We start from the raw sequence: 13,732 nt of genomic DNA, 5'->3' as shown, positions 1-13,732 counted from the left end.
GGACGCTCGAGGCTGGTTCCGTATGATGACCGTGGCAGCAGCGGAGGGCGTCGGAATCGGCGCGGATCCACCCGATGGTCACGTGGCCTCCCCTCAGCCGCGTCGCCGACGAGGGCGACATGACACGAAGCATAGCCGAGACGCGGATGCCGCAGACAGGAGCACTGGCCATGACCGGCAACCCGCGCCCGATCAGGGTCCTCGCCGTCGATCACACAGCGGCTCTCGGCGGTGCCGAGATCGCACTGACGCGTCTGGCAGGGCAACTGCGTATGGACGGCGTGGACGTGCGGGTCCTGCTTCTCGGGCACGGCCCGCTCGAAGCACGCTTGCGAGACGCGGGCGTGCCCGCGATCGTGCACGACCTCGACCCTCGCATCGCCGCTACACCGCGCGAAGCCGCGTTCCGGCCGGGTTCCTTCTTGGTCAACTTTCTCCGCAGCGCTCGTGCGGTACCCGCTCTGGTGCGGCAGGTGCGGCAGCTCGGGGCCGACCTCATCGTGGCGAACTCCCTGAAGTCCGCCCTGCTCGTCGCCGTTGTAGCACCTCTCGCCCGCCGGCGGTGGGTGTGGCATCTTCACGACCGGATAGCGACCGACTATCTGCCGCGGGTCGCCGTGCTGCTCCTGCGAAGCCTCGCCGTCGTCGGCCCTGCGATGATCATCGCGAACTCACATGCTGTCAGGGCGACTCTGCCGCGTTGCACGGGCTCCAACACGCGCGTCGCGTACCCCGGCGCGGACATCGGCCCGCCGGCTCAGCGGCGCGCGCGAGACGGCGGGCCGGTCGTCGGGATGCTCGGCCGCGTCAGCCCGACGAAAGGGCAGCGTGAGTTCATCGAGGCTGCGGCGATCGTCATCAGGACCCAGCCCCGCACGCGGTTCCGCATCGTCGGAGCGGCACTGTTCGGCGAGGACGACTACGCCGATGCGCTCCGGACTGACGCCGCGTCGCTGGGTGCGGAATCGGTCATTGAGTTCGCCGGATGGAGCGACGACCCGTCCGCAGAGCTGGCAGGCTTCGACGTCTTCGTCCATGCGTCCCCCGTCCCCGAGCCGTTCGGTCAGGTCATCCTCGAGGCGATGCTGGCCGGCACTCCGGTGATCGCGACCAGAGCCGGAGGCGTCCCCGAGATCGTGGATCCGGACGAGACGAGCGACCCGCTCTCCTCCGTCGCGCTGACCGAGTTCGGCACGCTGGTGACCGCAGGCGATGCGGTCGCGCTCGCTCAGGCGATCGGATCATGTCTCGCGGATCCGGATCGCGCCGCCGAACGCGCAGCGAACGCGCAGCGGATGGTGCGATCGCGATTCGACATCGCAGTTTCGGCCGAGGTGGTGCGGTCGGCGTGGCGCGAAGCGTTCCGCCACCCCAAGACAGCCGTCATGCGCCATAATCGGTGGCGATACGACAGGAGGTCGCGATGAGGATCCGTACCGACGGAGTAACCTGGCAGGAGATCGACAGCGAGCTGGTCCTTCTGGACCTGAAGACGTCGGCCTACCTGACAACGAACGCCGCAGGCGCCCTTCTGGCCAAGCACCTCACCGAGGAACGCACTGAGCAGGACCTGGTCGATGCGCTGGCGAAGGAGTTCGACATCGACGTCGAGCGCGCCCGCGCCGATGTCGACGCGTACCTGACGCAGTTGCGGGAGAAGTCTCTACTCATAGAACGGTGAGCGGACGCGAGCGCGCACGAATGGTGTAGGTTCTTCTCAAACACCGTATGACTGGGGAGTCGCATATGGACACGGGCGCGCTCGCTGACGAGCTCCGTCAGCTCATTCTCACCGATCTCGTTCCGCTCGAGGACGACGAGTTGACGAACCGGACGCCGTTGGTCGACACCGTGCTCGACTCGCTCGGCATCGCCGAACTCGCTGTCTTCATCGAGGAGAAGATCGGTCGAACGCTCCGCGCGGAAGAGGAGACACGGGCGACGTTCGCGAACATCGACTCGATCATCGACTTCATCGCAGCCAACGACTGAACGATGTGCGGCATCGCGGGCATCGTCACCGCTGGACCCGCCGCATCGGCGTCGACGCGGTTGCCGTTGATGCTCGCGTCGATCTCTCATCGCGGACCGGATGCGTCCGCATGGGTTGTCAGCGGCTCAGCCGCACTCGGAACAGTCCGCCTGGCGCTGGTGGACCGGCCGACCTCCCGGCAGCCGATGAGCGATCCGTCCGGCCGCTACGCACTGTCATTCAACGGCGAGATATACAACTACCGGGAGCTGCGCGACGAGCTCACGGAGCTCGGGGCCGAATTCCGCACGACCGGCGACACCGAAGTGCTGTTGCAGTCCTTGATCGTGTGGGGGCAAGCGGCCCTGCGCCGGCTGCGTGGGCAATTCGCACTCGCCTTCTGGGACGCCGCGACCTCCACCCTGATGCTCGCCCGTGATCGCTTCGGAATCGTCCCTCTGTTCTGGCATGAGGCAGACGCCGAGTTCGCATTCGCCTCCGAGGTAAAGGCGCTGGCCGCCGGCGGCTACCGGACGCCCCTTTCCCTCCCGGACGTCATCGACTCCGGGGTGCTCTGGGGAGTGCACCCCGGTCGCTCCTGCTTCCAGGGCGTCCGCTCGGTATGCCCCGGCGGCTTCATCACCGTCGTCGACGGCTCCGTGCGCGAGGATCTGTACTGGGAATTCGCGTTCGCCGAGCAACGTGACACGACGGGAATCGACGCGCAGGCCGCACAGTTGCGTGCGCTGTTCGCCGCCGCCGTCGCCCGCCGAGTCCCCGAAGAGGGCGATCCTGCTGTGCTGCTGTCAGGCGGACTGGACTCGAGCGCCGTCCTCGCAACGTTGCGCTCGATGCTGCCGGACTCGCCCATCGACACATATTCGATCCGATTCGCCTCGTCGGCACTGGACGAGTCGCCATTCCAGCAGCTCGCAGCCGAGCGCTTCGGCACGGCCCACGACTCAATCGTGTGCGACGACGAGGCGATCGCCCGCGGCCTCGCCGAGGCGGTCCGGCACGCAGAATCGCCGCTGGTCCGGACAGCACCGGCCGCAACGATCCGGCTCGCCGCCCGCATCCAGGATCGTGCGACGCGCGCCGTCCTCAGCGGCGAGGGTGCAGACGAGCTGTTCTGCGGATACGACCTGTTCAAGGTCGCGGAGATCCGCGACGCCTGGGCGCGCGATCCCGAGGGCCCGGACCGTCTGGACGCGCTCGAGGCTGTGATGGCGCAGCAGAAGAACCTCGGTCGTGCCGTAGAGCGGGCGTTCTACGAGCAGGGCGTCGATGCGCCGGACGATCCCGTTTTCTCGCACATCAACCGGTGGGCGTCCGCCCACCACATCACGCGTTACCTGCGGGCGGACTTGCGTGAAAAATACTCGCTCAGCCGCGTCCTCGACGGTGTCAGAAAGCGCCTCCCCCAGGGGTTCGAGACCTGGTCGGCGGTGGAGCGCGCGCAGTTCCTCGAGGTCCGGTACTTTCTCGCGCACACCCTGCTGGCGAATCAATGCGACCGTCCGTACATGTCGCACAGCATCGAGGCGCGCTATCCATTCCTCGACGAGGACGTGGTGGATTACGCGCTCACTCTCCCGCAGGATTCGAAGCTGCGCGGCGCAGAGGAGAAGCGGGTGGTGAAGGCCGCTGCAGCAGGGACGGTCCCCGACGAGATCGTCCACCGGGTGAAGCAGCCCTACACGGCGCCGGAAGGCGATGCGTTCCGGTCCCCGACGGGCGCGCAACTGCTGGAGCTGCACGCCTCGACCGCGGCGGTGGAGCGGCTCGGCGTCTTCGACCCGAAGCGGGTGGCCTGGCTAGTGGACAAACTGCGCCGCACGCGCACGAGCTTCCACGACGACCTGGCGCTGCTCTGGATCGTTTCGGTGCAGATGCTGGCGGCCCAGTACGGCCTCGGAGACCTCGATGACCTGGAATGAGCGATTGGAGCAGACGATGGTCGATCTCACCGAGCTGGAGGCCGGGGTCCACCTGGCCGACCCGGAGAAAGTGACCGCGCAGCTCGTGGACGACATCCGCGAAACCGCGCGACGGTTCCGGCGTGTCGGCGCCGTGGTGGCGCTGAGCGGCGGGATCGACTCGTCGACCTCGGTCGGGCTCGCAGTGCGGGCGCTGGGCACCGGCCGAGTGCGTACGATCTCCCTACCCGACAAGGAGAGCTCCAGCAGGACCGTCGGGTACGCGCAGGAGGTCGCCGACGCCTTCGGCGTGCCGCTCGAGGTGCGCGACATCACGGAGCCGTTGGCCGCCCTGGGCGCCTACAACGACCGCGTCGCCGTCGTGCGCAAGCACGTACCGGATTTCGACGAAAGGCACGGCGACAAGTTCTCGGTGGAGTTCGATTCGGCAGAAGGCGAGGCGGGCCGCTTGCAGCGCTTCATGCTGAACGTCGAGCGCTCCGGCGGCACGGAGTCCTACCGGCTCGGCGGCCGCGACTTCCTCACGATCATGGCCGCGACAAATCAGAAGCAGCGCGTACGGATGCTCTCCGCCTACCGCATCGCGGACGAGGCAAACCTGCTCGTGATCGGCACTTCAAACCGCCCGGAGATCGAGCAGGGCTTCTTCGTGAAGCACGGCGACGGCTGCGGCGATGTCTTCCCGTTGCGGTTCCTGCTCAAGAGCCAGGTGTATGACGTGGCGAAGGTGGTGGGCGTGCCGCGATCGGTGATCGAGCGAGCGCCGACGACCGACACGTTCAGCGCCGAGCAGACGCAGGAGGAGTACTTCTACGGCACATCGATCGAAACCGGCGACAGGCTCTGGTTGGGCTGGCATCGCGGTGATGATCTCGCGGCGGTCGCCGCGGACACCGGACTCGCCGAAGAGGACGTGCAGAAGTACTACGACCTGTACTCGCGCCGAGCGGAGTACACGGCGTACCTCACCACGACCATCTCGAGCTGACCGGCCCACGATGCGCGTCCGGTTCGCCTTCGCCGCTCTCGCGGTCGGCCTGCTCGCTGTCGGCACCGGCTGCGCACCCGAATCGGCGCCTTCTTCGCCGGCATTCACCGCCCCCGCTGAACATTCCCCGCAGGCAACCGCGACGGCGCCGTCGGAACCGAGCATCGCTGCCGTCGACGAGGTGATCACCGAGGTGGGAGTCCCCTGGGGCATCGATTTCTTCGACGACGGCGACGCGATCGTCTCGTTGCGCGATACCGCAGAACTGCTGCGCGTCTCGCCGGACGGGGAACGCACAAGCTACGGCATCGTCCCGGGCGTCGCTGGCGACACCGACGAGGGCGGGTTGCTCGGCCTCGCGATGAAGCCGGGCGATGAGGACATTCTCTTCGCCTATCTGACCTCGAGCACCGACAACCGGGTAGTGAGGATGTCCATCGCTGGAGGCTCGATCCGGGACGTCACCCCGATCGTCACCGGGATCGCGCGCGCCGCGAACCACAACGGCGGGCAGCTGATGTTCGATCCGGACGGCAACCTGCTGGTCTCGACGGGCGATGCTGCGGACCCGTCGCTCGCGCAGGACACCAGCTCGCTCAACGGCAAGATCCTGCGCGTCGACGAGCACGGCGACCCGATCCCCGGCAACCCGTTCGGGAACCGGGTGTACTCATACGGGCACAGGAACGTACAGGGGTTGTCTTTCGACTCCCAGGGCCGACTGTGGGCGACGGAGTTCGGCCAGGACACGACCGATGAACTGAACCCGATCGAGGCCGGGGGCAACTACGGATGGCCCGAGAAGGAGGGCGCCGACGGCGACCCGGCCTACGTCGACCCCTTCGCCAGCTGGACTCCTACGAGCACGGCATCCCCCTCCGGGCTCGAGATCGTCGACGACATCGCCTACCTCGGAGCGCTGCGCGGGACGGCGCTCTTCGCCGTCCCGCTGACCGGAGATCGCGCAGGAGCGACGTTCCGATTGCTCGAAGGCGAGTATGGACGCATCCGCGCCGTCGCCGCGGCACCCGACGGCGCGCTGTGGATCACGACCAGCAACACCGCCGGCTGGATCGAGCCGCGTCCCGGCGACGATCGCGTCCTCCGTCTCGACATCGACTAATCCAGGCCCGCCAGGAACGCCACGAACGCCGATCCGATGAACGCGGCGCCATCGGGATTCAGATGCCCTGGATCCGAGGCGAGGCGACCATCCATCGCGGCGTACTCGCGGCCTCCGCTCTCCCGGTACGTGACGGTTCCGCCCGCATCGGCCGCGATGAAGGAGGCGATGTCGAACAGGCGCCCGGTGCCGGCGTACTCCGCACGGATGCGCGAGTTGAACTCCTCACGCGCGACGTTGTGCGTCGGAAGCCGGTGCGTTGATCTCCCCAGCAGATTCTGGACGCGGTCGCCGATGGTTCGGTCCGTGACGAGTGGAACCGTCGTGTAGACGAACGTGACGTCGGGGAACTCCGTCTCGAGTTCGCCCATCGTCGCCCGGTACGCCTCGAACACCTCCTCGGCAGGCGGCGCCGGCGGCTCGAAATCCATGAAACAGAACTTCAGCACCGCGATATCGACCCGGTGGGCCAGTCCTCCTCGCAACAGCGATGCGAACTCCTCGAGCTTGCCCAGGGGGTCGCCGTTCACGCCGATCGCCACCTCCGCGATGCCCCGGTCTGCCTCATCGATGCCGGTCACCGGGATCTCGGCCACTCCCAGACGGGAGGTCACCTCCGGGAGCGCATCGATGAGGTTCTGCCCGACTGACTGATGTGCGAAGAACACCCGTCCCTGCCCGACAGCCGTCGCATCGTCTGCCGTCGCCTCCGGGATATCCACCTGCGTCGTACGCGTAACAGCGTCCTGCTTGAACATGAAGAATCCTCCGATGGCGACCACTCCTACGATGAGCCCGAAGACGACCGCGCCGACGGCGGTCGTCCAGCGTCGATTCCCTGGACCGAGTGGCCGTCCGGCCGTTTCAGCCATCATCGGCTCCCGCGGTGAGGCGCAGGATGCGGGACGGCGCGGCTACGACGGTAGCGCCGGGCGGGACATCCCGAGTCACTACGGCATGCGGTCCCACCCGGGCATCATCGCCGATCGACACAGCCCCGATGATGGTCGCTCCGACGGCGATGACGACCCGCGCTCCGATGCGCGGAACGCTCTCCTGAATGCCTGCCAGCTCGTTCTCGTCCTTGAGGCCGATCGTCACGCCGTGGTGGATCTGCACCCCGTCGCCGATCACGGCGAACGGATGGATGACGATGCCGTGCTGATGCTCGATTCTCACCCCGCGCCCGACCTTCGCAGTAGCGACCAGCTCGATACCGGACCTGTTGCGGACGGCACTGAACAGCAGCCAGTACAGCTTCTCCCCCAACCACCAACCGCGTCCCCCGCCGCGATGCGCGAGAATCCACTGGCCGTACCGGTAGACGATGAACGCGTGTGCCGCAGGCTTCATCAGTCCGCTGAGGCCGTGGCACGAATTGGCTCGCAGATCATCACGGATCACCCGCAGAAGCGCGAGCCTGCCGGGGGGATGCCAACGGGTGGGCGGGGTCAGCATGGCGGCAGTCGGTCCGGTCGATGCACCGCCCGATGCATTCACTTCGTCAGTCGTCATTCGCGACCCTCCCATCCGACTGCACCTGCGGAAGCGTGGTACTCGGTCCCCATTGCCTGCCGAGTCGGTGGAAGAACCCCCAGAGCAGGTCGATCCGTACCTGCGGATCTCCGGAGCCAGAAAGCCGACGCAGCACGCTGTACAGTTGCGCCCCCCGGACTGTTCTTTTCGATCGGACGTCCGCGCCGGAGCCGTCGACGAGGTTCTCGCGCGACGACGCGGCGCCTCGGACCCTTGCGTACCGGCGTTCGAGCATCCTGTACACCGAGCCGTAGGCGAAAGCCTGGCGGCTCAGCTCTCTGAGAGTCCCACGCACGCGAATATGGCACAGGCCTCCGCCCCGGGCGAGTTCTGTACCCGCGAGCTGCAACCGCCAGACGAGATCGGCGTCCTCCGCGGTGCGCAGCCGCTCTTCGAATCCGCCTGAGCTCAGGAAGACTTCCCGCGCGACGGAAAGGTTTCCACTTCCCGCCCCGTCGAGCCACGGCAGCGCCGGGAGCCTGAACACCAGCGGACCCCGCGTGAGCCAGCTCGGTCCGAGCACGCCGACCGGACGCAGCCGTTCGTACTCGACCTCCCCGGTCACGAGATCAGCGTGCCGGAGCGCACGCAGATGATCAGATATCCACGAGCGATCGACCACGTCGTCGGCGTCACAGAAGAGCAGCCATCTTCCTGCCGCCTCGCGCGCCCCGGCGTTGCGGGCCGCTGCCGCGCCCCGCCGGTGCGATGCATCCACGAGGCGTGCAGACGGGAACTTCGGCAGGTACTCCGCCACGATGTCCGTGGTGCGGTCCGTGGAGCCGTTGTCACAGATCAGGAGCTCCCACGCCTCCTGCGCGTCCTGCGCCAGCAGCGCCTCCAGCTGCTCGCCGATCGTTGCCTCCGCATCGTAGGCGGGAACGATGATCGACGCCACAGGCGCGGTCATCGCGGACCCCGATGATAGGCACGGGCGGCGACGGCCGCCCCCCGTCCCAGCAGTTCGGTCATCGTCACTGCCGTCAGCCCGCGCACCGCGGCCTCCTGAAGCAGACGATCGATCACGTCCGCGCGATCGAAGCGCGGCAGCTCTGCCTCGCTTCGGGCGGTCTGCGGATCGGCGCGGGAGTCGTGCATGAGCAGCACCGCTCCAGGGAAGACCGCCGCGGCTCCGCGCTGAGCGATGGCACCCTCGTCGTCGTGCTCCCAATCTCGCGAATCCCCCGAGGCCAGTGCGAGCGTGAGCCCCGACAGGCGCACGGCCATCATCTGGCTGCGGCGGAACTGCATGTACGGCGGCCGGTAGAGCGTCGGCCGCACGCCGACCGACTCGAGGTCTCGGCGGGCTCGGCGCACGTGGCGCCAGAACTCGCCTACCCCGCGGGTGAGCATGCTCTCGTGGTCGCGCCCGTGCACCTGCACTTCATGCCCGCCGGCGATGATCTTCTTGACGATATCGTCGTGCTCGACTGCGCGATCCGTCATGACGAAGAAGGTGGCGCGCGCACCGTGCCGGGCGAGCACCTCCAGAATCCGAGGAGTGTGGTCAGGGTCGGGACCGTCGTCATACGTCAATGCGAATACGGGTTCACGGGTGTCGACGCACAGCACTCCGAGCATCCGCGCAAACGCCGAAGGGACTCCCCAGCGGAACAACTGTCGCGAGGCGAACCGGCCGGCGTTGCCACCAGCCGGATCCACATCGGTGCGCCTGACCAGGAAGGTCCTCTGTCTTTTCATGAGATTCCAGCAGTACGGTCGTCGGCGGTCGTCCTCCCGATGAGGATCCCCCTCGCGCGTGCGTAACGACGCACCCGCCAGATTCCGGCCGGATCGAGACGTTCATCGGCAAGGCGGAGCACGGCATTCGCCTCGCCGTCGTCGAGCAGAGGCGCATTCCCGGACCTCCGGAGCCCGAAGCACGACCACACGAATTCATCGAATGCCCGCTGAAAAAGCCGATCGTCTCGCATCCGTTCGTCGAATGCCTCGGCGCGGCTCGTCTGCGCCGGATGGAGTCGGTACGCGAGTCCATACCCTCTGCTCTGCGCTAGAAGCGCGCCCCCTGCGATCAGGCGAACATACAGGTCGAAGTCCTCGGCGACGACCTCGCGATACCCGCCGACCGCCTCCAGCGTGCTGCGCCTGATGACCAGCGTCGGGTGAGCGAGAGGGCAGCCGAACGCGAGCAGGAAAGGGAGCGTGGACGCGAGGATCGAGCCCGGCATCCCCGGGCGCAACCGGAGCGGATCCGTGGAGAAGCGGATCACCGGGGAGACCACCGCGTCCACCCGATCCAGCATCGGCAGCTGCATGCGGAAACGACCCGGCAGCGAGATGTCATCGGCATCCATGATCGCGACCGCCTCGCTGTCGGTCTCGACGACGAGCCTCCGCCGAGCCGCGGCATACCCAAGGTTGCCGACCAGCGGCAGGCGCCGAAGCCTGCGGTCTGCGAACGCGTCCAGGGCAGCGGATGTTCCATCGGACGATCCGTCGTCGTGCACCACCAGTTCGGAGTCCTGCGGCAACGCCCGCAGCGTCGAGCCGACCGCACTGGCGATCGTCGCCTCGGCGTTGTATGCCGTCATATGTACCGAGAGTCGTGGCATGAGTCAGTCCTCGAAACGGATCGCCTTGCCGGAGCGCGTCTTCGGCAAGGACTCGACTCGCGCGATGCCCGCGATGATGCCGCGCGGCTCGATCGTCGCGATGAGCACCCGGCGGACGCTGCTCATCTGCGCGCCCTCCGCGAGCACGACTCTCAGGAGGCATTGCGCGTCCTCCGCGCGCGATTCGGGAATGGCGCGGGCATCCAGCACACCGTCGACCCTCATCGCCTGCGCCTCGATCCGCACGATCGAGACACGATTGCCGCGGAAGTTCATCATCTCGACCTCGCGCCCGGTGATGAAGAGGTTCCCTCCATCGTCCAGCCGGCCCAGGTCACTCGTGGTGATGGGATTGCCCGGTGTGCGCGGCGGCTCGCCGAGATACCCGATCATCAAGCTCGGTCCCGTCGCGCGCACTAGCCCCTCAGCGCCGATCGGCATCACGACTCCCTCCGGTGAGACGATGTCGATGTGGGTACCCGGCAGTGGAAGCCCGACCGATCCTGTCGGAGCGCCGTCACCGTGTCGGCGCACCGCAGCCCGTGCCGTGGTCTCGGTGAAGCCGTACATCAGATACAGTGGTCCGCCCAGATCGGGGAGAAGCTGAGCGATCTCGCCGTCCGCGATTCCTCCGCCGGCGAGGAAGAGGCGACGGATGCTCCGAGCCGATTCGCCGCCGAGACTGATGCCGCGACGCGCCATCAGCCGCAGGAAGTACGGCACGCACGCGAAGACCGTGACTCCGTGCACATCGATGGCCTCGCTCATCGCGCGTCCCGGGGCGCCGTCGGGCAGCCAGACGATGGGGGTGCCGCGCGCGATCGCCATGAGCGCCATCGACAGTCCGAAAGAATGAGAGATCGTGAGCACCTGGCCAAGACGGTCCGCCGGCGTCCACGGGTCGGTGATCCGCAGCATCGCAGTCAGATTGGACAGCACATTCGCGCGCGAGAGCCGCACACCCTTGGGTCTTCCCGTCGTGCCGGAGGTGAACAGGACGACCGCCTCCAGCGAGTCCGACTCGGAGAGGCCGAAGCGCGGGCTCGCAGCGGCATCGGGGATGTACTCGATCTCTTCGGTCTCGCCGCAGTGCAGGATGGCAGCGCACTGCGCACGCCGTGCGAGCTCACGCGCGGCGTTGGTTACCGCGCCTGTTCCGAGCAGGGCGAGCGGGACGCCGGCGAAGATGCCGGCGAGCAGGTCGATCAGCGCCGTGTCGTCGCGGGAGTCCACCAGGCCCAGGCGCTCATCCGGACCGCAGAATGTGGGCAGCACGGCGGCGCGCTCGCGTGCTGCCGTCAGTATGCTGTCTGGATAACCGCCGCCGCCGAGCACACCCGTCAGCGCATCTTCACCGCGTCGCGGCACGTCGAACCCCCTCGAAGTAGTCCGCTCTGGCTTCGGCATCATCCACGTCCCGGTGAAGCACCCGATCGACGGCCGGGGACTTGGCCTCTCGGCGCTCGATGCTGTGAAGAGCCCACGTGCGAACGAGTGCCTGCGCCACGGAGGCGCCGAGAGTGTCGCGCGCGCTGGAGAACTCCATCCCCCCCGCGTGCTTGTCTCCCGGGAGAGACGGGAAGTTCGCGCGCCTGCCCACGGCGCCCGCGAATCGTCTCCACGCGGGGTTGCGCCGTGTCAGGGGCCACCATCCGTCGCCGACCGGATCGAACGTGCTCTCCACACGCCGCAGCACGAGCCCGGCCATCACGCACATCCGCACGTGCTCGGCGCGCTGGACGAACAGCTCCCAGTCGAACTCGTCACGGCGCGTCGCGAACCAGACGTCGGCCATCCACATCAGCCGATTGGCGCCGTTCTGCGCCGCATGGAAGATCAGATGGAGCGCTGTATCGACCGGATCGAACACGCGCACCGGTGTTCCGCTGCCCAGAACTGCCTCCTCGCTGCGGCGGAGCATCTCCGGCAGACCAGTGCGGAACGCCCCGCGCAGGGACTCCGGCACCGCGATGTCCCAGTGCAGGTCGAGGTGGCTCCCCGCCGGGCCCCGCAGAGCAATCTCCGCTCTCATGGTCCGGCGCAGTTCGGGCCAATTGCGATCGACGTACACGAATCCGGCGTCGATCAGCCGCGCGAGCGCCCGCTCGAAGTCGGCGGGAGCGATGAACACATCCACGTCGTAGTACTCGCGCATATCGGGGGCCGGCCACAGCAGATCCGCCGCCATCGGCCCCTTGCCGAGCGCCCACCGGATCTCCGAATCGCCGAGCACTCCGCCGAGCACCTGCAGATCGCCGCTGGCCTGCATGTGCCTCAGCAGCTGTTCATAGCGCTTCGTCCGGAGCGTCCCCCGCCACGACGATGGCGAATCGGGCGCCGCGTCGACTCGGCGCGCCACCGCGGGCGCGATGCGATGCTGCGCGGCTGCGGCTGCCACCGTCTCGATGGGAAGATCGCACACCGCGCCCAGCGGTCCCGCTCCGTCGCCACGGGCCGATTCCACAAGGAGTCGTCGAAGACCTTCCCGATGCCGGGGTGTCATGACCTGATCCCCGTCATCTCCATCGCTTCCTCGAGCGATACCTGCGGACGGTCGGCGAGGCTGTCCGCAATGATCTCCTCGGCTATCGAGGCGGAGAACGGCGGCCCCCAGGGCACGTGGACAAGGCTCACGGATACTGTCTCGACCAGGCGCGCCAACATCTCGAACTGCTGCGCCCGTATGTCGGCGTCGAGCCACCCGAACAGTCGCGGAGTGTTCACCAGCACGAACAGCGCGTCGCTTGCACGCATCCGCCGGATCAGCGGACGTTCCAGTTCCCGCGACGGGATCGGAAGGTAGATCGCGCGGACCGGGATATCGCTGTCCGCGCGGTCGGCTGGAGTGAGTACCTGGCGGGCATCGGCGCTCGTCCGGCGCTCCGGGCTGCTCTCTCCGAAAGATGCGAGAAGGGACTCTGCTCCCTTGCGAAGCCTGATGTCAGGCGAGCCCAGCCTGGCAATCTGCCGGCCGCCCCGGCTGTCGACGGCGAGGATGTCGTCGGTGAGGATTCTGGCGCCGTCCCCGCACAGCAGCGTCGCCATCGTCGACTTGCCACGACCGGATCCACCGGTGAAGGCGATGGCGAATTCTCCGACCTGCACGGCACTCGCATGCAGGACCAGCGTCCGGCGAAGATAGAGCTGGAACGCCATCTGCGCGCCCGAGGCCAGAACATTCTCGATGTCCTTTCTAGCCCCGGGGTACCGGTGCACCGCGACCTCGACGTGGTCCGCGCTGATGCGGAACTCGCAAGAACCGCGGAACACGAGCCGAATGGCCCCATCGGCATGCCTCTCGGCGAAATAACTGACACCATCGCGGTCGAAGCTGAGCAGCAGCTCGTCCTCGATTCCTCGCTCGAGCACTTCTTCGCGGAAGAAGACGCGTACATCTGCGGGATCCTCCGGCGACGCCTTGCGCGCGAAAGGAAACAGTTCCCTCTCCGACTGCACGACGAGCCCGTAAGCGACGCGCTTCTCGTTCATGCTCCTGCTCCCCCACTCGGCACGTGATAGGCGCGGTCGCGCATCGCGTCGATCGCGACGCCCTCGACTTCGATCCAGGCGTGCGCGAACACCTCTCCGCCTTCCTTGGCG

The 13,732-nt window shown here is 67.4% G+C and carries 14 protein-coding genes; 6 read left to right on the top strand and 8 right to left on the bottom strand.

What is annotated here, in order from left to right:
• Window positions 1-119: 119 nt before the first annotated feature.
• The 6 genes from HWX58_RS03475 (at window position 120) to HWX58_RS03450 (ending at window position 6,023) form a co-directional block, all read left to right on the top strand.
• Window positions 120-1,427 carry a glycosyltransferase gene (locus tag HWX58_RS03475; protein ID WP_175985665.1) on the top strand — a complete coding sequence of 436 codons (1,308 nt, stop codon included), beginning with the start codon at window positions 120-122 and terminating at the stop codon, window positions 1,425-1,427.
• Window positions 1,424-1,681 carry a PqqD family protein gene (locus HWX58_RS03470; RefSeq protein WP_175985664.1) on the top strand — a complete coding sequence of 86 codons (258 nt, stop codon included), beginning with the start codon at window positions 1,424-1,426 and terminating at the stop codon, window positions 1,679-1,681. Before HWX58_RS03475 ends, HWX58_RS03470 begins: the two co-directional genes overlap by 4 nt.
• Before the next feature lie 65 nt (window positions 1,682-1,746).
• The gene (locus tag HWX58_RS03465; protein ID WP_175985663.1) at window positions 1,747-1,992 is read left to right on the top strand and encodes an acyl carrier protein; all 246 of its coding nucleotides are present in this window, start codon (window positions 1,747-1,749) and stop codon (window positions 1,990-1,992) included.
• Window positions 1,993-1,995: 3 nt separating this feature from the next.
• On the top strand, window positions 1,996-3,912 hold the full coding sequence (gene asnB / locus HWX58_RS03460; RefSeq protein WP_175985662.1) for an asparagine synthase (glutamine-hydrolyzing): 1,917 nt from the start codon (window positions 1,996-1,998) through the stop codon (window positions 3,910-3,912).
• On the top strand, window positions 3,899-4,900 hold the full coding sequence (gene nadE, locus HWX58_RS03455; RefSeq protein ID WP_175985661.1) for an NAD(+) synthase: 1,002 nt from the start codon (window positions 3,899-3,901) through the stop codon (window positions 4,898-4,900). The genes asnB and nadE overlap by 14 nt, the downstream gene beginning before the upstream one ends.
• 10 nt (window positions 4,901-4,910) lie before the next feature.
• Window positions 4,911-6,023: a PQQ-dependent sugar dehydrogenase gene (locus tag HWX58_RS03450; RefSeq protein WP_175985660.1), complete on the top strand. Its 1,113-nt coding sequence runs from the start codon at window positions 4,911-4,913 to the stop codon at window positions 6,021-6,023.
• Here HWX58_RS03450 and HWX58_RS03445 read toward each other — a convergent pair.
• From HWX58_RS03445 to HWX58_RS03410, 8 genes are all read right to left on the bottom strand, one after another.
• Window positions 6,020-6,781: an SGNH/GDSL hydrolase family protein gene (locus HWX58_RS03445; protein ID WP_175985659.1), complete on the bottom strand. Its 762-nt coding sequence runs from the start codon at window positions 6,779-6,781 to the stop codon at window positions 6,020-6,022. The two genes, HWX58_RS03450 and HWX58_RS03445, sit on opposite strands and share 4 nt — an antisense overlap.
• A 106-nt stretch (window positions 6,782-6,887) precedes the next feature.
• Entirely contained in the window at window positions 6,888-7,481 is a 594-nt protein-coding gene (locus HWX58_RS03440; protein ID WP_175985658.1) for a serine O-acetyltransferase, read from the bottom strand.
• A 46-nt stretch (window positions 7,482-7,527) separates the two neighbouring features.
• Window positions 7,528-8,469 carry a glycosyltransferase gene (locus tag HWX58_RS03435; protein WP_175985657.1) on the bottom strand — a complete coding sequence of 314 codons (942 nt, stop codon included), beginning with the start codon at window positions 8,467-8,469 and terminating at the stop codon, window positions 7,528-7,530.
• On the bottom strand, window positions 8,466-9,140 hold the full coding sequence (locus HWX58_RS03430; protein WP_250646121.1) for a polysaccharide deacetylase family protein: 675 nt from the start codon (window positions 9,138-9,140) through the stop codon (window positions 8,466-8,468). The genes HWX58_RS03435 and HWX58_RS03430 overlap by 4 nt, the downstream gene beginning before the upstream one ends.
• Before the next feature lie 116 nt (window positions 9,141-9,256).
• A complete protein-coding gene (locus tag HWX58_RS03425; RefSeq protein ID WP_175985655.1) occupies window positions 9,257-10,132 on the bottom strand; it encodes a glycosyltransferase family 2 protein in 876 nt (291 codons plus the stop codon).
• Between the two features lie 3 nt (window positions 10,133-10,135).
• Window positions 10,136-11,500, bottom strand: coding sequence for a class I adenylate-forming enzyme family protein (locus tag HWX58_RS03420; RefSeq protein ID WP_175985654.1), 1,365 nt, complete (start codon window positions 11,498-11,500; stop codon window positions 10,136-10,138).
• Window positions 11,484-12,530, bottom strand: a complete 1,047-nt coding sequence (locus tag HWX58_RS03415) for a nucleotidyltransferase family protein (RefSeq protein ID WP_175985653.1) — start codon at window positions 12,528-12,530, stop codon at window positions 11,484-11,486. Before HWX58_RS03415 ends, HWX58_RS03420 begins: the two co-directional genes overlap by 17 nt.
• Before the next feature lie 101 nt (window positions 12,531-12,631).
• Entirely contained in the window at window positions 12,632-13,621 is a 990-nt protein-coding gene (locus HWX58_RS03410) for a phosphoenolpyruvate carboxykinase (ATP) (RefSeq protein ID WP_175985652.1), read from the bottom strand.
• Window positions 13,622-13,732 lie beyond the last annotated feature (111 nt).

Origin of the sequence: Microbacterium tenebrionis, from assembly GCF_903645325.1 — a bacterium.
Classification (GTDB): domain Bacteria; phylum Actinomycetota; class Actinomycetes; order Actinomycetales; family Microbacteriaceae; genus Microbacterium; species Microbacterium tenebrionis.
Note: the sequence above shows the minus strand (reverse complement) of the source record. Positions and strands in the feature narration are given on the sequence as shown.

Bases quoted from the DNA above. Each gene is read 5' to 3' on its own strand.
- HWX58_RS03470 (WP_175985664.1), top strand. From the start codon at position 1,424: ATGAGGATCCGTACCGACGGAGTAACCTGGCAGGAGATCGACAGCGAG.
- HWX58_RS03445 (WP_175985659.1), bottom strand. From the start codon at position 6,781: ATGTTCAAGCAGGACGCTGTTACGCGTACGACGCAGGTGGATATCCCG.
- HWX58_RS03430 (WP_250646121.1), bottom strand. From the start codon at position 9,140: ATGCTCGGAGTGCTGTGCGTCGACACCCGTGAACCCGTATTCGCATTG.
- HWX58_RS03425 (WP_175985655.1), bottom strand. From the start codon at position 10,132: ATGCCACGACTCTCGGTACATATGACGGCATACAACGCCGAGGCGACG.
- HWX58_RS03440 (WP_175985658.1), bottom strand. From the start codon at position 7,481: ATGCTGACCCCGCCCACCCGTTGGCATCCCCCCGGCAGGCTCGCGCTT.
- nadE (WP_175985661.1), top strand. From the start codon at position 3,899: ATGACCTGGAATGAGCGATTGGAGCAGACGATGGTCGATCTCACCGAG.
- asnB (WP_175985662.1), top strand. From the start codon at position 1,996: ATGTGCGGCATCGCGGGCATCGTCACCGCTGGACCCGCCGCATCGGCG.
- HWX58_RS03435 (WP_175985657.1), bottom strand. From the start codon at position 8,469: ATGACCGCGCCTGTGGCGTCGATCATCGTTCCCGCCTACGATGCGGAG.
- HWX58_RS03465 (WP_175985663.1), top strand. From the start codon at position 1,747: ATGGACACGGGCGCGCTCGCTGACGAGCTCCGTCAGCTCATTCTCACC.
- HWX58_RS03475 (WP_175985665.1), top strand. From the start codon at position 120: ATGACACGAAGCATAGCCGAGACGCGGATGCCGCAGACAGGAGCACTG.
- HWX58_RS03450 (WP_175985660.1), top strand. From the start codon at position 4,911: ATGCGCGTCCGGTTCGCCTTCGCCGCTCTCGCGGTCGGCCTGCTCGCT.
- HWX58_RS03410 (WP_175985652.1), bottom strand. From the start codon at position 13,621: ATGAACGAGAAGCGCGTCGCTTACGGGCTCGTCGTGCAGTCGGAGAGG.